This window comes from Umezawaea endophytica, from assembly GCF_025061645.1.
GTDB classification, from domain to species: Bacteria; Actinomycetota; Actinomycetes; order Mycobacteriales; family Pseudonocardiaceae; genus Umezawaea; species Umezawaea endophytica.
In genome coordinates, this window is record NZ_JANYMP010000004.1 from 362474 (window position 1) to 384311 (window position 21838).

A 21838-nucleotide genomic window follows, 5' to 3' on the forward strand; every position below is an offset into this window, starting at 1 on the left:
TGGTTGATTCCACGCCACCTGTACTTCCGACGGGAATCAGCACGTCGCCGTAGGGGTCAACGGGAGCGCGGTGGGAGCGGTTCGAACGTGAGATTGATTCAGATCATGGGCCGCACTAGTGCGGTCCGGGAGCCCGCTCCCGGCTGGTCGGGCGGCTACGCGGGCCAGCGCCGGGCGCACTCCGCGAGGTCGACCTCGGCCCGGTCGCCCCGGCCGATCGTGACCTGCTGGGACTGGAGGACGGTGCCGTCGCCCCGCGCGCAGTCGAGTGTCCAGGACTCCTGAGCCGTGGTGCCCTCGTGGGTGCCGCGCGTCGAGGGGTTCACGTCCCACTCGAACGCGCCCGGCGACGTCGTCGTCGTGCGCAGGTCGTCGGTGAACGGGGTTCCCGCCGCGGTTCGCTGCGTCACGGTCTTCCGCAGGGTCAGCACCGCGCCCGGTGGGGACGTCCCCACCAGCACCGAGTGGTGCTCGCGGTTCGCCGCCGCCTCCACCGCGCGGACGAGGGTTTCGCGGACGCCCTGCGCCCTGGTGCCCAGGTAGTCGTCGATCACGCCTTCCTGGAAGGTGGCGTGCCGCCGGTCGCCCGCGAGTTCCACGTCGAAGCCGAACCCGCCCGTGGTGTGGTGGAACCACTCCACGGCCGTGCCGCTGTTCTCGTACAGGTCGCGCGACCGGGAGTTCCGGTAGCCGTTGGCGTCCGCGAGGGTCTGCCCGACGGCCGCGTAGGCCGCCTCGTCCGCGGTGTCCGGCGTCGCGTCCTGGCCCGGTGGGCGCAGGACCATCGCCGCGTGGCTGTGCAGGCTGGTGAAGACGGTGACCTGGTGGCCTGCCACCAGGTCGCGGACGTTGCGGGTCTCCGGTTCGGAGAACGGGGCGCCGCCCCGGTAGTCCTCGGTCGCCTCGTCGGCGCTCGCGCCCACGCCGCCCCAGTCGACGCCGTAGTTGCGGTTGAGGTCCACGCCGGTCCTCGGGCTGGTGGCGCACGACCGCGTCGCGGGGTCGGCCACCCGGCAGTTGCGGCGCTTGTCCGGCACCGTGCCCGCCCTGGAGAGCTGGAAGCCGTCCGGGTTGACCACCGGGACGACGATGACGCGGACCCGGTCCAGCAGCGCCGTGACGCGCCGGTCGCGGCCGTCCCGCTGGGCCAGGTCGGTGGCGAACTCCACGGCCACCTCGACCGTGGCCCACTCGTCGCCGTGGTGGGCGCCGGTGACGAGCAGCACGGGCTTGCGGTCGGGCGCGGTGACGTCGTGGGTGATCTCCACGCCGACGACGTCCAGGCCCTGGAGGGTCCGGTGCGGCAGGGAGATCCGCTCGACGACGTCCGGTCGTGCCGACGCCAACTCGGCCAGGTCGCCGCCCACCTCGGCGTAGGTGCGGTACGCCGTCCGCCCACCGGGGAGTTTCGAGGCGGTCGCGGAGGAGTGTTTGTGCTGGTCGAGGGCCTGCGCGGCGGCTGAGGCGTCGACCGTCGGCCCGGTGTCCCCCGGTGGTGGCGCGGGCGTGCAGGCGCAGGCCGTCACCACCACGGCGATCAGCCACTGTGCGGTCCGCTGGTGCGCACGCATCCACCGAGTGTCGCTCACGGACGCCCGCGATTTCGCGAGGACGACCGATCGGGAACCCCTGACTTCGGCGAACGGCCGAACCCGCTAGCGCCCGTCGCGGCGATCGACGCCGGTGCGGGGGGCCGAGGCGAGCAGGGCCGTGCGGGTGGTCAGTGCCACCGCCTGGAGGCGGGAGTGGACGCCGAGCTTGGCGAGCAGCGCCTGGACGTGGGTGCGGACCGTGGTGGTGGAGACGGTCAGCGCGTCGGCCATGGCGTCGGTGGACAGGCCCTTGACCAGCAGGTCGAGGCACTGCCACTCGCGGCGGGTCAGGTGGGAGGCCAACTGGTGGGCGTCGGCGGCCTCGCGGCTGAGCGCGGGCGCGGCCTCGCGGGTCACCTGGATGATCCGGGACAGCTCGCGGTCCACGGCGCTCAGGCGGCGGGTGGTCTCCTCGGGCAGCGCCGGGTCGGCCCGGATGGCCCCGACCAGGTCCGAGACGGCGGTGAGGTCCTGTTCGAGCAGCAGCGCGACCTCCGCGCGCCGCTGGTCCTCGGCGCGCCTGCCCGGCCCCCGTCGTCGATCCGATGAGCGTTGCACGACGTCCCCCGACCGCTAGTCCTCGCCGCGTGGCATCACACGGGTAATCGACGTGAACGCCGTCCGCGTTTCACCTCGGCGAGGCCTCGACGATGACGTTGTCGCGGTAGCTGTGCGCCGCGGTGTCGAGCGAGCCGCCGCAGGTGACCAGCCGCAGCAGCGGTGTCGGCAGCGGCGCGTAGACCAGCTCCGTCGGGAACGCGGTCTTCGCGACCCTCGTCGTGGAGTCCACCAGGAACGTCACGGTGGTGCCGTCCGCGCGGTCGACGACGACCTCGTCGCCGGGGTGGAGTTCGGTGAGCCGGAAGAACACGGCCGGGCCACCCCGTCCGTCGATGTGGCCCGCCAGCAGGGCCGACCCGATGCCGCCCGGCGCCGAACCGCCGGTGAACCAGCCGATGTCGTCCGGGCCGCTGGGCGGCACGAGCGCGCCCGTACCGTCGACCCCGACGTCCACGACGGGGTTGTCGACGCCGATGGCCGGGATCCGCACCCTGGTCGGCCTGGCGACCCCGGCGGAGCCCGGCTCGACCGGGTCGGTGGACCAGGTCGGGGCGGGCCGGGGGAGCACGGCGGCCGTGGCGACGCCCGCGATCCGCTGGTCACCGGCGAACCGGAAGACCGCGACGGCGGACGCGGCGAGGACCACCGCGCCCACCACGCCGATCGTGCGGCGCAGGTCGTGGCGCGGTGATCCGCTCCGTCGGTGCCTGCCGGTCATCCCGTCCGTCGGCGGCGCACCGCCAGCACGAGTGCCCCGCCCGCCGCGGCGGCGACCGCCAGCAGGGCGAGGTGCGGCGGTGCGAGGCCGTCCTGCGCCCCGCCGAGACCGGCCTCGATGCCGCCGGTGGGCACCACCTCCGCACCCTTGGCGTCCTGCCGGGCGGTCGCGGAGAGCACGCCGTCCTTCTCCAGCACGAGCACGCTGTAGACCGAACCCGCTTGCAGGTCGACCGGCAGCTCGGCGTTGGCCCCCTGCTGCGGGGCCAGCTTGAGCACGGTCCTGCCCGCGGGCACGAGGGCGTAGTCGCCCGCCCGACCGAAGACGGCGTGCTCGACCACGGACTCGTCGCCCCGGCGCACCGCCAGGTCGCCCGCGAGCGGGGCGGCGTTGACCACGCGCATCCGCGCCTGGCCCGCGGGCGGCAGGCCGATGTCGTCGTTGAGCACGGCCAGCGACAGGTCGGCGAACTTCCCGAGGCCCGCGACGGTGTAGGCCTTGCCGTCGGCCCCGTCGATCGTGGCCGAGATGACCGGCTTGCTCGCCGGGTCGGCGCCCGCGGGCCGCATCGCGACGGAGTAGGTGCCGGTCTCGATCCTCTGGTAGTCCGACAGGGCGCCGTAGGCGACGCCCTTGAGCGTCACCGACCAGTCGGGTCTGGAGAACGCGGTGACCGTGACGTCCACGGCCGGGGTGTCCGGGGACAGGTGCGCGAGCCGCAGGTAGCAGCCCCCGACCGCCTGTGCGGGCAGGGGAACCGCGAGCAGGCCGACCACCGCGGCGACCACCGCCACCGACACCCGGCGCGCCGATCGGATCGATCCCATGGCCGTACCACCCTTCGCGAGGCTGATCACTTCGACGTCCTGTCGTGCAGAGGGGGCAGCCGCCAGGAGGCGGACACCCCGTTCGGGACCTGCCGGACCTCGTCCGGCGCGAACGGCGGCTGCTGCGCCTCGAACCAGTCGAGCAGCGCCGCGGCGGTCCCCGCGTCCGGTGTGGACAGCACGAGGGTGCGGTCCGGCAGCGTCGAACCCGTTTCGTGCGCGGGTTTCCCGGTCGACGCGACGGTCACCTCGCGTTCCCGGCACAGCTCGGCGAGCACGACCATGGCCCGCAGGTCGACCCGCCCGGCGCGCAACGCCGCCCGGACCTCGTCGGTGGTGTCCAGCCGCGCGTTCTCGGCCAACTGCCCGCCCGCGCCCGCGCGCTCGTCCGGCGAGAGGTACGGGGTGTCGCGGCCGGTGAGCAGGACGACGACGCCGTCCCGGTCCGCCGGGTCGCCGAAGCGCGCCAGGTCCACACCGGACAGCGAGGTGGGACCGACGGCGGCGACCAGGTCGTCCGGTCCGGCGGTGGCCGCCTGGCGGACGGCGTCCGCGGGCAGCCCGGCCCTGGCGCGGTCGCGCCGCAGGTCCGACCACAGGCCCGCGGGCGCGGCGAGCCGGGTCTCGCCGTCGAGGTTCTCCGCCATCCACGCGGCCAGCCCGGCGTGGTCGACCGCGCGACCCGACTCGGGCGCGAGGACCACCCCCACCGCCGAGCCGGTGAGCGCGGCGGCGGAGGCGAGCGAGGTCGCCACCCACCTGACCCGCGCGGGCGTCGCCGCCGGGAAGCGGCCGATCGTCTCGTCGACCACCAGCGCCACGAGGGTCGCGGCGGTCAGCACCAGCGCGGGCAGCACGGCGTCCGCGCCGGGCGCGGCGACGGCCACCAGGACGGCGCCGGTCGCGGCCCCGGCGGCGACCGGCCGCAGCCACGCGACGAGCAGGCCCGCCAGCACGGCGGCGGCCACCACGGCGAGCAGGAGCGCGCGCTGGTCGGCCCGCGGGAGTGATTCGGTGTCCGGTGCCGTCAGCAGTCCGCCCCGCAGGCAGAGCACGGCGGCTCCGACGGCGACCCCCAGCGTGAGCGCGGAGGTCCAGACCCTGGTCAACGGTCTGGTGTCGGCCAGGGCGAACCACACCGCGCCGCCGACGCCGATCGGCACGACCAGCAGCGGGGCCGTCGCCAGCGCGACGAGCAGGGCGAGCAGCCCCGCCGTCACCCAGCGGCTGTCGCCCCGCCTCGCCGTGGCCAGCGCGGCGGTGGCCGCGAGCGCGGTCCACGCCGCCGCCGTCACGCCGGGGCCGACGGGCGTCAGAACGGTGATCACCGGACCGCTGACCGCGAGCGCCAGCACGGCCACCGCCATCACCAGCGGCCGGACGCGCAGCAGCGCGGCGACCACGATGAGCCCGATCAACGCCGCGGCCACCGAGACCACGGCCAGCTCGCGGGCGCTGACCAGCGTGCTCGACTGGCGGGTGAACGCGCCGGTCACCGTGGCGTAGGCGTCGAGCTGGAGCCCGAAGGCCCTCAGCGCGCCCTCCACCGGGGGAGGGCCGAGCCCGCTCACCTTCGCGTAGGTGGCGTCGACCAGGCCCGGTTCGATCCGCGTCGCGGGCAGCGTGCCCACCGTCAGCGCGACCCGCCCCGCGACCACGGCCGCCGAGGCCGCCAGGATGGACCAGGCGAGCACGGCAGCGGGCCGGACCTTCCGGGCGACGGCGGGTTCCTCAGCGGTCCCGCCGAACCGCTGCCACTCGTCCGCAGCCGGGCGGCCCCACCAGGCGCGCAGCAGGGTCGCGGCGTCGAGCACCCGCAGCACCGGGAACAGCAACCCCGGCAGCAACGACGACGGTGAGCGCCGCGCGAGGGCGACGATGAGCGTGAGCAGGTAGTCGGGCACCACCACGGCGGCCGCCAGCGCCCACGGCGACACCGGCAGCAGGCCGGGCACGGCCGCCACGACGATCGCGACCGGGGCCAGCACCAGCGCGAGCGACGTGAGCACGAGGTCGACCACCCGCGGCAGGGCGCCGCGCGGGCCGTGACGGCGGACGGCCCGCCAGAAACCGTTGCCCCACCGGGAGAATTGCGCGAGGTGGTCACGCAGCCGGGTCGGCTGGGGCGGGGCGGCGCGGGCGGTGGGGGAGAAGGCCACCGTGCCGATCCCCTCGCGGTGGATCCGCAGGGTGGTGTCGAAGTCGTCGGCCGGGCTCACGTCCGCCAGCGCGCTCGTGCGGAAGACCCGGCCGACGCCGGGGCCGACGTCCATCGGCGTGCCGGTCGGCCGGGCCTGCCGCAGCCCGTCGGCCAGCGCGTGGTTCCTGGCCCGGTACGCGGACAGCAGCGCGCCGACCGACCCGGCCCGCGATGGTCGGAGGTCGAGGTCCAGACGGCCGTCGACGGCCACGACGTCCCGGTCGGCGAACAGCGGCAGCACCGCGTCGAGGTAGTACGGGTCCAGCACCGTCCCCACGTCCAGCGGCACCACGAACTCGAACCGGTCGACCAGCCGGAACGCCTGGACCGCGCTCTCGACCGCCGCCGCCCGGCCGAGCCTGCCCACCGTCTCGGCGACCTGGACGCCGCAGCCGCGGGCCACGTCCGCGGTCCGGTCGGTGGAGTCGTCCGACACCACGTGGACGTTCTCCAGCGGCACCAGCCGCGCGGCCATCCGGATCGTGTCGGCGATGCGGTCGGCCTCGTCGTGCGCGGCGATCAGCACCGCGACCGAGCCGGGATCGGGGACGAACGTGCCGCTCACGGCGTCGGCGGTCGACCTCCGGCCGCGTACGAGCGCGATCACGCCGTGGAGGGTGGGCGTGAGGCCGAGCACGAGCAGCGCCACCAGCAGGACGCCGATCATGGACGACCTGGCGAGCGGTCGTCGACGTGAGGTGGGCGCGGGCGTTCCACCAGGTCACTGTGCAGCAGGAGCGTCCGGATGTACTCATGCGCTTGACGGAGAAAGCCGTGCTCGGACGGCTGATCGGCCTACTCCCGGTAGAGCCGTCCGCGCGGTGCCGCCACGGATGGAGCAACCGGACCGGGTCCGGACACGCCGAGGGCCCGCGTTCCCTGCGAACGCGGGCCCTCGTGTGCGGCGTCAGCTCTTGAAGACGTCCTTGACCTTCTCGGCAGCGCCCTTGAGGTTGCCCTTGGCCTGGTCGGCGTGACCTTCGGCCTCCAGCTCCTCGTCGTCGGTGGCGCGGCCCACGGTCTCCTTGGCCTTGCCCTTGAATTCGTCGGCCTTGGCGTCGATCTTGTCGTCAGTACCCATGTCCGGTGGGTGCCCGAGTCCCGGAGGTCCAAACCCGAGGAGTCGCGGCGCCGTTCGGGGGTATCCGGTCGGGGTGGACACCACCTCGGCTCAGCAGTCCCTCTGGCTCAAGTCGCTCCCCGCGCCCGCGCGGCCGACCTTGCGCGGTGAGCACGTCTACGACGTCGCCGTCGTCGGCGGGGGCGTCGCGGGGTTGACGGCCGCGCTCCTGCTCAAGCGCCAAGGGCTCACGGTCGCCGTCGTCGAGGCGGATCGGATCGGTTCCGGGGCCTCCGGCAACAACACGGCCAAGGTGACGGCCCTCCAGTCCACCGTGTACTCGACGATCTCCTCCAGGCACGGCGAGCCGACGGCGAAGTCCTACGCCGACGCGAGCCAGGCGGGGGTCGCGCTCCTGGCCAGGCTGGTGCGCGAGGAGGGCATCGACTGCGGGCTGCGGCACGCGCCCGCGTTCACCTACGCCTTCACACCGGAGGAGGTCGGCGCCGTCGAGGACGAGCTGGCCGCCACGCGCGCCGCCGGTCTGCCGGTGTCGGCCGACGCAGACCTGGACGTGCCGTTCCCCGTGCACGCGGCCGTGCGGCTGGACGACCAGATCGCCCTCCACCCGGTCCGCTACCTGCTCGGACTCGCCGCCGCCGTGGACGGCGACGGTTCGGCGGTGTTCGAGCACAGCCGCGTCGAACGGCTGCACGACGGAGAGCCCTGCCGCGTCGACACCGGCGAGGGGTCGGTGTCGGCGCGCCGCGTCGTGGTCGCCACGCACTACCCGGTCTTCGACCGGGGCCTGTACTTCGCCCGCCTGGAGACGACCCGCTCCTACTGCGTCGCGGCGACGCTGGCGTCCGGCGAGCCGCCCACCGGGCTCGCGATCAGCGCGGGCTCCCCGTCGTGGTCGCTGAGCGCCTACGACGGTCAGCTCATCGTGTGCGGTCGGGGCCACTCGACGGGCGACCCGGCCGGGTCGCCGTACGAGGACCTGGAGGCGTTCGCGCGGAAGCACTGGGACGTCGAGGCCATCACCCACCGGTGGTCGGCCCAGGACCCCACGTCCTACGACCACCTGCCGATGATCGGGCCGTACCTGCCCGGCTCGGACCGGCTGCTCGTGGCGACCGGGTTCATGAAGTGGGGGCTGGCCACGGCCACCTTCGCCGCGACGATCCTCGCCGACGCCGTCGCGGGCACCCCCAACCCGTGGGCGTCCGTGTTCAGCCCGCACCGGCTGTCGCTGAAGTCGCTGCCCGACCTGCTGAGGATGAACGCCTCCACGGGGCTGGACCTGGTGGGCGCGCGGGTGAAGCCCGCGGACGCGTCGTCCAGCGACGACCTGCCCGCCGGTCAGGCCCACGTCGTGCGCGACGGGCTCGGCAAGATGGGCGTCTACCGGGACCGGGCCGGGGAGCTGCACGGGGTCTCCCTGCGCTGCACGCACCTCGGGTGCCTGGTGGCGTTCAACGCCGCCGAGACGACCTGGGACTGCCCGTGCCACGGGTCGCGGTTCGACGTCGACGGCGCGGTGCTCGAAGGCCCGGCCACCCGGCCCCTGCCGCGCCGCGAGCCGAAGTAGTGACCCAGCGCACGGTCGGACGCCGGGCCGCGCGGGTAACCGGGGACATGAGCACATCGATTCCGCTCGACGAGCGCCGTGCGCGGGACCTGCTGCGCGCGTTGCGGCTGATGGGCCCGAACGGGGAGGGCTTCGACGCGCTCCTGAGCGACCGCGGGTCCGCCCGACCGGGTGACGGTTCCCGGTGGTTGGCCCCGCTGGAACGTGGGTAACTGGCGGACATGGTCGACCAGGTGCGGGGCAGGCGGCCCGAAGGGGCGGACGACGCCACCGTCGAGGCCGTCGGCGCGCTGACCGAGGCGCTGGAGACGGCCGAGCGGGCGCGGGGGCGGCTGTTCGACTTCCACCAGCTCACCGGCGACGCCGACACCAAGGCGAGCCGGGCGGCGGGCCTGCTGCGCGACGCGGGGCACACCGCTCTCGCCGACGAGCTGGAACGGGACCTGGTCGGGCGCAACGTCGTGGCGGGCCGGTGGACGTTCCAGCTCGTCGAGGACTACGACGACGGCTACCACCAGGCGTTCCGCGACTGGGAGCGGCGGGTGCGCGACGAGCTGCTGGACGGCGCCCGGCACGTCTTCGAGGCCGAGATGAAGGAACGCAACACCACGGCGGGCGCACCGGGCCAGCGGCTCGACCCGTCCGACTGATCCGCCGAGCACAGAGGAGAACGAAGTGGTCAACGTCGAGCGCAGGTTCACCGTCGACAAGCCCGTCGGGGTGGTCGCCGAGTACCTCAAGGACTTCGCCAACGCCGAGCAGTGGGACCCCGGCACGCGCTCCTGCGTCCGGACCGACTCCGGCCCCGTCCAGGTCGGGTCGACGTGGCACAACGTCTCCGAGTTCAAGGGCAAGGAGACCGAGCTGGACTACCGCCTCGACCGGATGGAGCCCAACCGGCTGGTGTTCGTGGGCGAGAACAAGACCGCGACGTCCACCGACGACCTCACGCTGACGCCCGCGGGCTCCGGCACCGAGGTCACCTACCACGCGCACATCGTGTTCCACGGCTTGGCGAAGGTGGCCGACCCGTTCCTGAAATCGGAGTTCGAGAAGCTGGGCGACGAGGTCGTGGAGTCCATGACCAAAGCGGTCGAAAATCTCCCTGTTTCGTAGGTTGTAGCTGGTCAGAGACCTGCCGCTCTCAACGGCAGGTCTACCTACGTCCATGCAGGTTTGCCGACGTTTGTTCCATCGCTGTTCCGTTGTCTCCGAACAGGAACGTCTCTACGGTCTCCGCTGCGGCATCCTGACGGGCGCGCCGCACGTGCGTGTAGAGATCCTGCGTGATGGCTGTGCCGGAGTGGCCCAACTGGACACTCACGAGCTTGATGTCCAGTCCGGCCTCAAACCCGAGCGTCGCCGCCGTGTGCCGACCGTCGTGGAGTCGGATCACCGGCAGGCTGTGCTTGGCAGCCAACCGCATAAAGGTCCGAGTGACCGTAGTCGGGGGAGTGGGGAAGCCGTCCGGCGCAGCGAAGACCCAGTCGAGTTCGGGATTGCTGGGCCCTCTCCACGCAACCCCGGCAGCCAGGCGCTCCTGTCGCTGCCGGAGCTTGACCTTGCGGAGAGCGTCGAGCGTGCCCCTGTCGAGGGAGATCGTTCGCTTGCTCGACTCGGTCTTCGGCTTACCTAGAGCGATCCCGCGCTTGGGACCAGCGAAGCGCATGGTGCGCTTGATCTCGACCTGCCCGCGCTCAAGGTCGATGTCTGCCCACTGAAGACCACACGCCTCACCACGTCGTGGACCACGGAGCAGCACCAACCGGAACAGTGCGCCAAGTCGGTGATCAACCGTCGCCGTCACAAACTTCACGACCTGCTCTGGTGCCCACACTCGTGCCGTGTCCGGCTTGGGCTTGTTCGGCATCTCGATCTCATCGCGTGGGTTGAACGTCAGCAGCCGTCGACGGACCGCCGCGTTGAGCGCCATCGCGAGCACACCAACGATCTGCCGCTGAGTCTCAGCGCCGACGATCTGCTGCCAGTGCCGCTTGTCCAGGGGGTCGCGAGGTACCGGTTTGCCAGCCTCGATCGCCTCCTGGATCACCCGGTTGCGCCGCTCGAACCAGTCGAGCACCCCGACGATGTGAGAGCCGCTGAGGCGGTCTAGAGGCATCTCTCCCAGGTGGGGCTTCCACACGAGTTCGATCCGGTCTCGGTACGACTCCACTGTGGACTCCGAGGCACGTCGCTTGGTGGTCAACCACTCGTCCAGCCACTGGCCGAGCGTCATCGACGGCGCGATCGGGTCGAGCCCCGCGCCGTACTTCTGGCGGACCTCATCAACGGACGGCAGCGTCCCGCCTCGCTTTGAGCGCTCGATGATCGTGGACGCGATGCGTCGTTGGATGCGGTCATCACCGGCCGCGACCGCGATCAGCTCGCGAACGTGCTCCAGGACGGCCGTGGCGTCGTTCTGCGTGGCGAACCCTCCGCGCTTCACCTGGACGTCGTCCCGGTCGATCGTGTCCAAGCGGATGGCGTAGTACCACGTCCGATGGTTACGAGCGCTGGGTCGTGTGCACTCTTCCTTCTTGCCCGGGCAGTCGCACCACCACGACACCGAACCGCGTGATCGCATTAATTCATCCCGTCACTCTGGAGAATCGGAGACATTGAAATGATTCTAACCAGGAATGACGACCTGAATATTTTGTTCACATACGTCCACCTTCATCCATCCTCATTGACCTTCATTCATGAACGTTCTTTCGACGTCGCAGGGTAATCGACCGCAAGCGTTGTGTCACCCGCCGTGGCTGTCGCGCGACAGCAGGGCAACCTGTATAGTTGATACCAACGGAGCAAGTAGCAGTCCCGCGCACGGTCCAGGTTATCTATCCACCCACTACCGCACGGCAGTACCGCAAGAACCCAGGAGAGCAAGGCGCAAGATTCAAGTGCCGCCCCTGGGTTCTTTTGCGTGTATGGACTTCCTTCATGGAGGTTAGGGTGGAGATAAAGATTAAGGGTGGGCCGACCGAGCTCAACCAGGCGCGAGCGCGCATTGCCTACTCGGTCTCCTTCAAGAACGACGAAGAGGTTGCAAAAGCGCGTCGCGACTACAAGCGACTGCGCGCAAACGTGATCATCGCCGCTGGCCAGCAGATGCTCGCTGAGGTCGACAGTGAGGACGAGTCGTGAGCCCTCGCAGGAAGAACCCCCGTCGCGTATGGACGCCGGACGAAGTACGCGAACTAGCTGCGCAAGGGACATGGACGACCGTGGCCGTCGCGGGGGAAATCTTCGGATGGTGCCCGTCAGCAGCAAACCACGCTGTCCACCGTGGTGACTTTCCGGTCCACGTCGAAAAGTTGAGCGGGCGACGGTGGGTTGTGTCGACCGCCGACATCGTACGTGTGCTGAAACTGGATACCGCTGAGGCTGAAGCCTCGTGATCGGTTGATTCGCAGTACAGGAAAGCAGTGTCCTTAGCGGGTTAAATGGTTGATGGCCCGGAGTCGGTGCACTCCGGGCCATCGGAAAGTGAACGATCAGCTATGAACGATTTTACAACGTCAAAGCCGCTCGACAACGACATGAGAGTGCAACTGCTCGCACGCTACTGCGAGCTTGGTTGGCGGATCTTTCCGTGCGCCTGGCTAGCGGAAGATGGGACTTGCAGTTGCCCAAAGGGAAGTGATTGCGACGACCGAGGTCGACACGCAATCGTAAAATGGCAGCACGGTGCGGAAGTTCGCGAGGGTGAAAACGACTTCAATGTGAGGGCGACTAGTGATTTTGAGCAGGTCGCCCGATGGCACCAGAAGTGGCCTCGTGCCAACTGGGGTTGGTCGCTTGATGATCATTTCGTTGTGGACATCGATAAGCGCCACGGCGGCATGGAGACACTTGCGCTCCTGGATGAGAACGATCCCGATTTCTTGATTCCCACCCTGGTCCAGGAGACGCCTGGTGGTGGACGGCACTTCGTATATCACCAGCCGTTGGAGGACGTGAACGATCCGCTTGCCGGGAAGGTGAAGACCCTCAGTCAGGGCAGGCTTCAGAACTTGCCTGGGTTCGAGATCAAGGGAAGGCGAAGTGACGGTGAACCTGGGTCCATTGTATACATCCCTCCGTCAGTAGGGCGACGCTGGCAAGGAGACCTCGAACGTGTTGACTACGCGTCCGGATACCTCCTTCAGCGGATCTACAGGGCGAAGCAGCCAGGTAACTACGGTGCAGGGACGGGAGGCTCTGAGGAGGAATTCGACTGGGGTCTGGCTCTCACGCCAGGTGGTGTTCTCAATAACCAAGACGACACGCTGTACCGCGCGAGCCGGTCACTGCGCGCCCTGGACGTTCCAGACCGTCTAGCGATTCCGCTACTCCGGACCGTCGTCTCGTTCTTCACGAACACGGATGCATCGGACCCGTGGGAGTTGGATAAAGCCAACGAGAAGTGGGAACGCGCAAAGAACGAAGTGACGGCAGGCAAGTCATCCGTTGAACTCACTGAGGTCCAACTCACCCTGGTCGAGGGGTTCCTGAAGAAGAGGTACTCCTAGTGGACGAGCAGAAGCCCGGCACCTTCACAGTGTCAACCCCTTTCGGAGACGTGCAGCTTGACGTAAGAGCAGTCACGTCGGGCACTGCGGCGATGCTTACGCGTGACGCTTCCACGCAGTTGATGAATGAAACCAAGGCTCTGGCCGAAGTTAAGGATTTCAAGAGTAGGCTTGACACCGGGATTTTCAACTCGGTCGAGGTCGATCAGCTTCGTAGCGATGACTGCTTGATCAAGGGCCTCATGTATATGCCCGGTATCACGCTGAATCACTCCGACCCAGGCGTTGGCAAATCTTTCACTGCGCTCGACCTGGCATTCCATGTTGCTCTTGGCCGCGCGACTTGGTGTGGCTTCCGCATCAAGCGACGCGTTCGAGTTCTCTACATCTACTCCGAGGGCGGGTCGCGACTCTGGAAGCGTCGCGACGCCTGGCTTACTCGGAACGCGGCCGATTCCACTGAGGCTGCGGAACTGGCTGAATGGATGCACTTTTATCCTCGGTCAGTTCCTCTCACTGGGAGCGAGTCGATCGTGGATGCTCTCCTTGAGCGGATTAAGAACGAGAAGTATGGGCTGATTATCTTCGACACTTGGGCAACATCGACCACCGGAGCAGACGAGAACTCGGCCGGAGCAATGGGTGTCGCGCTGGAACGTCTCGGACGCATCCGAGACGAGGCTGAGGCCGCCATCTTGGTCATCCATCACGATAACAAGGGAGGTGGGTATCGAGGCTCGACGTCACTGGATGGTTACGTCGACACGCGTTTGCACACGACGCGTGAAGGCAGCGCAGCGGATCGGAAAATCAAGATCACAATCGAGAAGCAGCGAGACGATGCGTCGGGGATAGCTAGGAAGGGGCATCTCGACATCGTGTCTCTCGGTGTCGACGAGGATGGCGACCCCATTACGTCGGTGGTGTTCGTATACGGGGAGCCTGCGACATCGGAGGAGTCACCCACTCCAGCAGAGAAGCGCAAAGTCTTCGATATGCAGGCAGTGGCCGAGTCAATCTGGCTGTACATCCAGGCCACAGCTAATGACCCTGACGACGATGCCTGGTCGTCTTCGGACATTGCACGTAAGCCTCATACCAGCCTGGTCGGTACGCAGGCCCAGCGGAAGAAGGCCATCGAGCGCATGAAAGCAGACAAGGTGCTCTACCTCAAGAAGTGCAGGAAGACGCGGGAGAATGGACGTGCGCTGCCGTTTGAACGACTTGTCCCTTGCGTGGACGCTGAGGGTCGGTTTGCCCAGTTGTCGAAGCTGCTCGAAAGCGTCGACTGACCGTCGACCTAGTTGATCTCCAACAAGGTTCAAACAAGGTTGATTCAACCGTGTTTGGAACCGTGTTAGAGATATTGGAGATCAACTAGGTTGGCCCTGGAAAGGTTCTGAAGTCGACAAACAGTCGTGTTAGCCCTAGAAGGGTTGCTAACACGGTTCAATCGGTCGGTCAGCCAGTCGGCGAACCTTGTTCGACGGCTGGCTGGCTATAGAACAAGGTTCAAACAAGGTTCTCTAACTAGGTTGAGCAGAGATGGGCAATATTGAAAGCAGCACTCAAATCTCTGGGCATTTGAACTTTTTCAAGTCGCGTGAGTGAGATGCCAAATGGACGTGCTCCGAGTAGTCAAAACAGGCGCTCACCCTCCCCCAGGTGGCGCTCCGCCTTTTACCGTATTAAAGGTAGACCGTACAAAATCACACTTCGCTCAATCCTCTGGGTATCGACATCGTCTGCAACGACATTCCCAACTTGTTCCGTTTGCTCGGAAAACTGCTGGTCAAAGGATTATTCCTAAACAGTTAGTTCAGGACCATTTGAAGGGATGATCCCGTGGCACCACGTCCCAATGCCATCCCGCCCATCAAGTGCAGCGCACATGGACGAACAACCAAGAAGCCCTGTGGCAAGCACGCCATTCCCGGCACCCTGGTCTGTGAGATCCACGGTGGCGCGGCACCACAAGTGAAGGACAAGGCAATGATGCGCCTGGGACTCGCCGAGCTGATGAAGTCGGACCCTCGTCCAGTGTGGGAGGTCGTGCTTGATCACGTGCACGCCCTGGACGCCATCGCTCGTGAGGCCCGCGTTGACCTACGTGAGGGCGAAGACGTTTCAGCAGAACAACTTGACCGCATCGTGGACAGCTCGAAGGCAGCACTCACGGCAGCGAAACTGGCCATCGACACGCGCTCCTACGAGATGATGGCCGAACAGACCCGGCGGAACGTGGAGCTTGAGGGCAAGGTCGTCGCCGAAGCCATCGGCCGTGTTCTCGATGTCCTACTGAACGACCTAAGAGGCGGTGTCCACTACTTGCAGGGAACCCGCACCTGGGCGTTCGAGAGCGCGCACGCCGTACTCCTCCACCTGGACGCGAACGAATCCGCGGTTGACTTGGAGCTACCGCCCTCGCCACTGGCCGGGTTCACGCTCGTCTCCCCGGAGCGCCTGGAGTTGCTGGCCGCTCAGACCTCCTCGACGGCCGACGACAGCGCTAGCCGTAGTCGACAACCCGTTTCGGATACCAGCACGCGAGAGGATGACTCGGACCCAGAAGGGGACGGTCCGGCGCCAACTTCCGGAGCAGAGTCGACACCGGAACCGCTGGAGGCGGAACTGGTGGAGGAGACGCCAACCCCTGGACCACGACGGAGCTGGTCACCACGTGGAATGCCCAGTGCTTGGAGGCAGGGCGGCAGCCCATTCAGCCAGGCCATCGGTTGACGGCCACGCATCAGCCCATGGTCAGTCGGCAGGCAGCTCGGCAGCGACGCGCGTCAGCAGCTCCCGTGCGTCGTTGCCCTCGGCTGCCACCGACCACAAGCGATCGGCCAACTTCCCATACGTAGCAACCTCTTCCGGGTCGGACACCCGCACCTCAGCCGTCAGGAACTCGATCATCACGAGCTGATCCACGATCCAGAAGCCGTGCACCAGTGGATAGGGCAGCCGTGTCCGAGCCGGAAGGATGCCGAACCGCACGTTGGGCAGGCCGATCGTGGACAGCAACCTGTGGATCTGGCTGGTCATCACGTCCGGTGGCGCGATCGGATGAAGCAACGCCGACTCGGTCATCAGGGTCTCGATCGTCCGGCCCGGTTCGTAGAGCACTTGCTGACGACGCATCCGAGAACGCACCGCGTCCGGTATGTCCTGTCCACCACCGTGGAGACCGGCCGACGCGAGCAACACATGCCGGGCGTACTCGGGAGTCTGCAACAACCCCGGCACGACACCGACGTCCACGGCACGAATCACCGTGGCTGCCTGCTCCACCTGGACGGCTTCCTCTTGCCGTGCCCGATGGCCGAGCCGTACCTGCGCCTTCCAGGTCACGTACGCCTCACGGATCGCGGCCAGATCCTCGCGCAACTCGGCCGCCACGATGTCACCTGGCGTCGTGACCGCGAGCCACGCCTCCAGATCCTCTGGGCTGGCCGTCTGCTTCGCAGTCTCCAGCTTGCTCAACTTCGGCGCGTTCCAGCCGATCTCGGCCGCAAGCTGCTTCGCGGTCAGGCCCGCTTGCTCACGGATGATCCGCAGACGCTCGCCGAACTCGGCTCGACGCTGCTCAAAGCTGGTGGCCACGCGGTCCTCGTCATCGGCTGGTCAGGTAGTCACTGAACGGGGTCGCATCCTTCCACGCGCGGTCGCGAATTTCGCGAAACTTGGCCACGGCCGGAGCGTCGGTGATCACCTCGGCGTGGTGGAACCCATCCTCAGCGAAGTGCATGACCGCTACACGCCGGTCGTCGAAGATCCAGAAGTCGTGGTCGGGTAGCTCCAGCTCTCGCGCCCTCCCCTGGGCAATCACCCTGATGTCCTCGCCCGCTGCCACGTTGCGTGGTGTCGCCGCCAGCTCGAACCGCAGGTAGTCCGTCAACGGCTCGGTCAACACTCGCACTCGGGAGAACGTCCGCCCGGCATCGACCAACGCGCGTACTCCTGTCAACCAGTCGTCCATGTACGACAGGTCCGGCTCGTCTCCTGCGAGGAACTGCCGCAGCGCCTCCTGCTCCACCGGTTCGCGGTAGACCCCCTGGGCCTCCCAGCGCCAGGCCGATACCCGGAAGTCGCGCAGCAGTCGAGACCAGCCGTCGCCGGTGACCTGCTCCGTCATCAGCCAGCCTCGGCAGGTGCGAAACCCAGCAGAGCCTTGGGAATCTCCACCACGGTCTCGTGATCAGGCAGGCCACGCTCGCGCATGACCGTCAGCGCTTCCTCGTCCGTCACGATCGACCCCTGGACCAGGTACGTTCCCCGGTCGGTCTCGTACAGGTTCGGGCAACTGCCGGTCGTGGACGTGCTCCCCAAGAACGTGATCTTCACGTGCGGTCCTCTCGTTGTGGTCGTGGCGTTGCGCCCAAGTTGCATCCAACACGACGAAGTTCACCACACTGGTACCCCAATCGAGTGGTATGAGTGTCGAATTTCGCGAAATTCTTGAGAGTTGGGCGCGATCGAGGCAAGCTGCCCTCGATCGACCATCCAGCCCAGTCAGCTCGACCCGAGGAGGTCCAGTGGTTGCCGTTCTGGCACTTCGGGTTCAGACGCCCCACCCCAGACAGCATCGGCTCACCGGACCTACCTGGGCGGCGAACCGGGTTCAGGCCCAGCGAAGCCGGTGCGTGACGGGGTCGTTTTCTTCCCCGACGTGCGGCCCCGTCACACCTAATCGACGCCCACCCAGGTCGACCTGATGACCGGGTTCTGGGTCACCGCGGCCTTGCTTCTGCTTGCCGTCGCGTTGCTGTGCCCCAACTACAACCGCCACCGGGTCCGTCGTCAGACCGTGCGCCAGGTCAGGGCGCGACTGACCACACGGGCTCCGGACCCGGTGGCGGATCCCACCGCGTCGATCACGGTCGCGGAGCTGCGCCGCCGATGCGACGCCGACAACCTTCCTCGGTACCCGTCTTCGTCTTCGTCCCCAACTCCGGGCAGCGTGGCCAGCGACCCCGACCTGTCCACGCTGCCCGGTTCCACTCCCGACACCGGATGTGCCGCATGAGCACCATCGAAGACGCAGCGGCACTCCAGGCCTTCCCGGAGATCCAGTACCTGCTGATCATCCGTGATGGCGGCTGGCAGTTCCTGCCGCAAGAGCAAGGCCGCGCCCAACTGGACGGATTCCGCGCCTGGCCCGAGGGCTGGCGTGACGGCATCCGCATCCGGTCCGCTACTGACGTCCTAGGCATCCGTACGAACCCCAACCACGAGCTGGTGTGGGAACTGACCGGCACCCTGGTCGACGTCATCAGCGAGCTGCTGGCGCTGCCTCCTCCCGGCGCACCCCGGCTGCTGTGGGGCAGTGGCCTGACTGGCTGAACGTCAAGCGCGCCGCTACCCCACCGGGCAACGACGCGCTTGACGATCTATCCCATGCCTAGTCGGCCCTCCGGCTGTGACTCCCACATGCGCCAGTTGCGGTAGCGCTCGACTGTGGTCACCCTGGGGGTCTGGTCCCACTCGTGGCCGAACTTCTCAACCGCGAGCCGCTTCGCCTCGTCCTTCGAGCCAGCAGGTCCGAAGTGGTACGACCGCAGGTGTGGTTCGCCGTCGATCCTTCCGACGAGGTCCGCCCGCCAGTGCAGTTCGTCATCTGCCTGTGGGTCCAACCGACGTACACCCTCGGTCATGGCGGTTAGGGCTTCTTCAGTAATCCTCACCATCGGTCGTCTCCTGATGCATTTTGGAGAGTGAGGACCCGCGAGCTTTACCCCAGTTCACTGAAAACCCCAGCTCGATGTCGTTCTCATTGTGGATGACTTCAGTCTCCAGGTGCAGCGCCACAATGTGCTGAGAAAATTCGCCGCCTCCCATGAACTTCGTCGCGGCTTTAATCAAGGCCTTGTTCAAGTGTTCCATCAGGTCCATAGCGGTTTTACCTTCCGGCAAGGGCTCGAACATTCTCAAGTTCACTGCACCCTTTGCGTGTGTGACGAATTTGAACGGAAGCTCGTATTTCTCCATCTTCTCTCCCTGCTCAATGTTGACTGGGGCGACACGAAGAGAAGCAGGTCGGCTGACTAGACGCAAGCGCGCTGTTTTCGCATTTCAGATGAGGGTGAACATGCGCAGACGTGCCTGAACGAAGATGGACGACACGGTGGTCAGGATCACTTCCGGTCGCACTCGGCTAGCTGGCTAATCTCTCGCCATAACGGGATATACAATCGCCCCCTCGCCTGTTTCGATTTGTTGCAGTAACGGCAACAAACCAAAACATGGGAGGTGGGTACGTGGCTAGCGTTCCGACTGAATCGTTTGCCTTTCGGATCGACACTTCCGTCATGGATGAGGTTCGCCGTATCGCAGTTCACTCAGGCGTATCGAACGCAGCCGTCGTGAATATCTGCCTACGCGCCGGACTTAAGGCGCATGGCCACGCAATGCTGGCTATGACCTCGTTGGATCGGGGTGGTCGAGGATGAAGCCACGGCAGAACCCCGCTACATCACCTCCTGACGTCTACCGCGAGAACGACTGTGTCCAGGGGTCGTTTCAACTGGACTACAGCCCTCGTAGCCGTGACAGTTGGACTGACGTGCAGTTCGAGGCCAAGTCGGTCGAGTGGCGTGGTGACTGGGTTATCTTCCGCCGTCCGACCTTGATGTCCACCCTGCGGGGTTACGGCTTTCCTGTTCAATCGACGGTCACGACCTTTGATGGCTTTTACCGTGTGCCTGCTCGACGGATCTCGCACATCACGTATAACACTTGCGCCGTGGCTGCATAAGCCAGCGCAACGCAGACTGGGATGGTCGCTGATTCATCTCGTTCTCCCCACCTCCTCTTGAGCGAGGTGGATTGGCGATCATCCCACCTAGCTGAAACGAGGTCCGTCCGATGACTCTCCGAAACCACGATGACCCTCGGGCTCACCGTCTCTTTGCTCGCGCCGATCGCGCTGTCCGGAGCACTCCGGAGTATCTCGCGCGCAGCATTCGGAACTGGCTTGATGACCCACAGCTCGATTCTTACGCGTTGACTGCTTCTATGAACGGCAGGCAAGCTCATGCCGCCGAGATTATGCGCGTGTTTCCGGCTGCGCGTGAGGTTCTCGGCGAGTCGGTAGTAGTAGCCGCCGTGGGGTCGAGTGCACCTGTGCCCAACTGCTGCCGCTGGGGTGGTGCACAGATGCATGCCCGCGTCCATAAGCTTCGCATCCCACAGTTCTCCGTAGGCTTGATGCCACTCTTGGGACGTCCGTGCAATCTTTGCAAAGACAAGTGGATGAAAGAATTGCGCACCAAGGTTGACACTGGCCGCGCACTAGTAGCGTCGGCCAATTCCTCGGCCAAGCAACTTACTCTGATCGCAGGGGCGTCTCAGGTGATGTTGCCAAGGACTGGGAGCGCCTGGTGTGAGCGCGTAGCGCGTGCAGCACCCCTAGAGCCGCCCCTAGCATGGTTCTCTGATCCGCAGCTCACGGGTCCGGTGAAGGTTCGCGTTACGGATGAGGGCCGCGTTTATGGGCACATCGCCGCGTGGAAATCGGTTCACGCCGGAATCCCCGGTGTCACGCCTCCTAGGTCTAGAGATGGAAGATACTCGAAGTTTCACCGCCACCCGGTAAGGACGGCTAGCGGCAGTCTCGTAAGAACCGGACCACTAGCCACTGGCGGGCACTTCAGCACTAGGTCCAATCTGTCGATCAGTCAGGTGTCCGAGCATTACGACGATCCTCGCTACGTGGTCGCCGACGTTGTGGCCGGGGAAGACAAACACGGTATTTGGGTATCGGGCGCACTGCGTTATGGCGTTGAGCCCTTCCAGGTAATGCTGCTGGATCGCTACTCGATCAGTGGTGATTGGCGTGAGCAAGATCTGGTAGCCGCCTGCACAGTAAGCGTGCCAGGATTTCATTTGGACGCGGATGAACAGGTGCGCGCACTTGCGGCTTCTGGCAATCGTGTTAAGAGTTTCGCAACCGCCTGCTACCCACGGCGCGTTGAGCGAAATGGAAAGCTGATTGCTGTGCTGGCGGCCGGAGTTCTGCCACCTCTTCCGAGTCCTTGTGACTGTGGCCCCTGCCTCAACGACGTATGTAGACTTGACAACGCGATGCGTGATCTCGAAAAGCAACGCGCACGAGTTGGGCGGAACCGATGACATTGCGCCGAAATCGTAGGGCCAACTTCAATACTCCATCGCGCTCTGAGGAGAAGTTGGGCCGTCTCCAGGTTTACCTGAATAAAGCGTGGAAGCGTGGCAGCCAAGTGTCACCGGAGCTCATTCAAGACAAGCGAAAGAGGCAGGCCGATGACCGAGATTCGGAATGAGGTCGTGCTCGCGCTGGTCTCAGCCAGTGAGGCGGCAAAGCGTGAGCTTGGGACGGTTGTCGACGTCTACGAACCCACGCTCGACGAGCAACGCGCAGCCGCGAAGATGCTGATGGACGAGAGCGTGGAGGGGCTGGAAGACGCCGGAGTCATCAAGCAGCACTCGGTGCTGAATCTCCGACGACCGCAGCTCGCTGCACTCGCTATGGCATATGCCGTGGCTGTTCAGTGGTGGATGCCTCGCGAATCCCAGCGCTCTCTGGGCGACATGCTTAAGATCATTCCCGCTGAAGAGGCCCAGAACATCCGAACGATTCTTGAGTGGAGCGGCTTCATTCCCGCTGACACCACGACCGCTGAGTCTCTTTCTGACGAACCCGACCAGTCGACGGATAGCGATTGACCGGTCGTCCGGTTTGATTGCTCGGTCGATGCACCAGCGGCGCTAGTGGATGTTTGAGCGCGGGTCGCCGAC

24 protein-coding genes are annotated in these 21838 nt (G+C 66.6%); 12 read left to right on the forward strand and 12 right to left on the reverse strand.

The window, feature by feature from the left end:
* Positions 1–155: 155 nt before the first annotated feature.
* The 6 genes from NZH93_RS11525 to NZH93_RS11550 form a co-directional block, all read right to left on the reverse strand.
* Entirely contained in the window at positions 156–1571 is a 1416-nt protein-coding gene (locus tag NZH93_RS11525) for a M14 family zinc carboxypeptidase (protein WP_259622984.1), read from the reverse strand.
* A gap of 84 nt (positions 1572–1655) precedes the next feature.
* Positions 1656–2150: a helix-turn-helix transcriptional regulator gene (locus NZH93_RS50630; protein ID WP_259622985.1), complete on the reverse strand. Its 495-nt coding sequence runs from the start codon at positions 2148–2150 to the stop codon at positions 1656–1658.
* 70 nt (positions 2151–2220) lie between these two features.
* Positions 2221–2871: a class F sortase gene (locus tag NZH93_RS11535; protein WP_259622986.1), complete on the reverse strand. Its 651-nt coding sequence runs from the start codon at positions 2869–2871 to the stop codon at positions 2221–2223.
* On the reverse strand, positions 2868–3698 hold the full coding sequence (locus NZH93_RS11540; RefSeq protein WP_259622987.1) for a DUF4397 domain-containing protein: 831 nt from the start codon (positions 3696–3698) through the stop codon (positions 2868–2870). The genes NZH93_RS11535 and NZH93_RS11540 overlap by 4 nt, the downstream gene beginning before the upstream one ends.
* 26 nt (positions 3699–3724) lie before the next feature.
* Entirely contained in the window at positions 3725–6565 is a 2841-nt protein-coding gene (locus tag NZH93_RS11545) for a glycosyltransferase family 2 protein (protein ID WP_259622988.1), read from the reverse strand.
* A gap of 240 nt (positions 6566–6805) precedes the next feature.
* Positions 6806–6979 (reverse strand): CsbD family protein, encoded by a 174-nt coding sequence (locus NZH93_RS11550; RefSeq protein WP_259622989.1) that lies wholly within the window; start codon positions 6977–6979, stop codon positions 6806–6808.
* Positions 6980–7052: 73 nt separating this feature from the next.
* Here NZH93_RS11550 and NZH93_RS11555 point away from each other — a divergent pair, with 73 nt between their 5' ends.
* From NZH93_RS11555 to NZH93_RS11570, 4 genes are read left to right on the forward strand one after another with little or no spacing between them, the layout of a single operon-like run.
* Complete coding sequence (locus NZH93_RS11555) at positions 7053–8549, forward strand: FAD-dependent oxidoreductase (protein WP_259622990.1); 1497 nt, start codon at positions 7053–7055, stop codon at positions 8547–8549.
* A gap of 47 nt (positions 8550–8596) precedes the next feature.
* Positions 8597–8761 carry a hypothetical protein gene (locus NZH93_RS11560; RefSeq protein WP_259622991.1) on the forward strand — a complete coding sequence of 55 codons (165 nt, stop codon included), beginning with the start codon at positions 8597–8599 and terminating at the stop codon, positions 8759–8761.
* Between the two features lie 9 nt (positions 8762–8770).
* Entirely contained in the window at positions 8771–9199 is a 429-nt protein-coding gene (locus NZH93_RS11565) for a hypothetical protein (protein ID WP_259622992.1), read from the forward strand.
* 25 nt (positions 9200–9224) lie between these two features.
* Positions 9225–9665, forward strand: coding sequence for an SRPBCC family protein (locus NZH93_RS11570; protein ID WP_259622993.1), 441 nt, complete (start codon positions 9225–9227; stop codon positions 9663–9665).
* A 40-nt stretch (positions 9666–9705) separates the two neighbouring features.
* Here the strand turns inward: NZH93_RS11570 and NZH93_RS11575 are convergent, their stop codons facing one another.
* On the reverse strand, positions 9706–11025 hold the full coding sequence (locus tag NZH93_RS11575) for a tyrosine-type recombinase/integrase (RefSeq protein ID WP_259622994.1): 1320 nt from the start codon (positions 11023–11025) through the stop codon (positions 9706–9708).
* Between the two features lie 467 nt (positions 11026–11492).
* On the opposite strand from NZH93_RS11575, the gene NZH93_RS11580 reads away from it, so the two are divergent.
* From NZH93_RS11580 to NZH93_RS11595, 4 genes are all read left to right on the forward strand, one after another.
* Positions 11493–11696 carry a hypothetical protein gene (locus tag NZH93_RS11580; protein ID WP_259622995.1) on the forward strand — a complete coding sequence of 68 codons (204 nt, stop codon included), beginning with the start codon at positions 11493–11495 and terminating at the stop codon, positions 11694–11696.
* Positions 11697–12091: 395 nt separating this feature from the next.
* Positions 12092–13063, forward strand: coding sequence for a bifunctional DNA primase/polymerase (locus NZH93_RS11585; RefSeq protein WP_259623149.1), 972 nt, complete (start codon positions 12092–12094; stop codon positions 13061–13063).
* A complete protein-coding gene (locus NZH93_RS11590; RefSeq protein ID WP_259622996.1) occupies positions 13063–14355 on the forward strand; it encodes an AAA family ATPase in 1293 nt (430 codons plus the stop codon). Before NZH93_RS11585 ends, NZH93_RS11590 begins: the two co-directional genes overlap by 1 nt.
* A gap of 685 nt (positions 14356–15040) precedes the next feature.
* Positions 15041–15802, forward strand: coding sequence for a hypothetical protein (locus NZH93_RS11595; RefSeq protein WP_259622997.1), 762 nt, complete (start codon positions 15041–15043; stop codon positions 15800–15802).
* A 21-nt stretch (positions 15803–15823) separates the two neighbouring features.
* On the opposite strand, the gene NZH93_RS11600 is transcribed toward NZH93_RS11595, so the two are convergent.
* The 3 genes from NZH93_RS11600 to NZH93_RS11610 are packed head-to-tail and all read right to left on the reverse strand — an operon-like array spanning position 15824 to position 17407.
* Positions 15824–16666, reverse strand: a complete 843-nt coding sequence (locus tag NZH93_RS11600) for a helix-turn-helix domain-containing protein (RefSeq protein WP_259622998.1) — start codon at positions 16664–16666, stop codon at positions 15824–15826.
* A 10-nt stretch (positions 16667–16676) separates the two neighbouring features.
* Complete coding sequence (locus tag NZH93_RS11605) at positions 16677–17198, reverse strand: DUF6879 family protein (protein ID WP_259622999.1); 522 nt, start codon at positions 17196–17198, stop codon at positions 16677–16679.
* A complete protein-coding gene (locus NZH93_RS11610) occupies positions 17198–17407 on the reverse strand; it encodes a hypothetical protein (RefSeq protein ID WP_259623000.1) in 210 nt (69 codons plus the stop codon). Before NZH93_RS11610 ends, NZH93_RS11605 begins: the two co-directional genes overlap by 1 nt.
* 370 nt (positions 17408–17777) lie before the next feature.
* Between NZH93_RS11610 and NZH93_RS11615 the strand changes: the two genes are divergently transcribed.
* Positions 17778–18089, forward strand: a complete 312-nt coding sequence (locus NZH93_RS11615) for a hypothetical protein (RefSeq protein WP_259623001.1) — start codon at positions 17778–17780, stop codon at positions 18087–18089.
* Positions 18086–18406, forward strand: a complete 321-nt coding sequence (locus NZH93_RS11620; protein WP_259623002.1) for a hypothetical protein — start codon at positions 18086–18088, stop codon at positions 18404–18406. The genes NZH93_RS11615 and NZH93_RS11620 overlap by 4 nt, the downstream gene beginning before the upstream one ends.
* A 47-nt stretch (positions 18407–18453) precedes the next feature.
* Here NZH93_RS11620 and NZH93_RS11625 read toward each other — a convergent pair whose 3' ends face one another.
* Together NZH93_RS11625 and NZH93_RS11630 are read right to left on the reverse strand one after the other, a co-directional pair.
* Positions 18454–18750, reverse strand: coding sequence for a hypothetical protein (locus NZH93_RS11625; protein ID WP_259623003.1), 297 nt, complete (start codon positions 18748–18750; stop codon positions 18454–18456).
* Entirely contained in the window at positions 18734–19051 is a 318-nt protein-coding gene (locus tag NZH93_RS11630) for a hypothetical protein (protein WP_259623004.1), read from the reverse strand. The genes NZH93_RS11625 and NZH93_RS11630 overlap by 17 nt, the downstream gene beginning before the upstream one ends.
* Before the next feature lie 1722 nt (positions 19052–20773).
* Here NZH93_RS11630 and NZH93_RS11635 point away from each other — a divergent pair.
* Entirely contained in the window at positions 20774–21193 is a 420-nt protein-coding gene (locus NZH93_RS11635; protein WP_259623005.1) for a hypothetical protein, read from the forward strand.
* 150 nt (positions 21194–21343) lie between these two features.
* Positions 21344–21766, forward strand: coding sequence for a hypothetical protein (locus NZH93_RS11640; protein WP_259623006.1), 423 nt, complete (start codon positions 21344–21346; stop codon positions 21764–21766).
* The last annotated feature ends 72 nt before the right edge of the window (positions 21767–21838 follow it).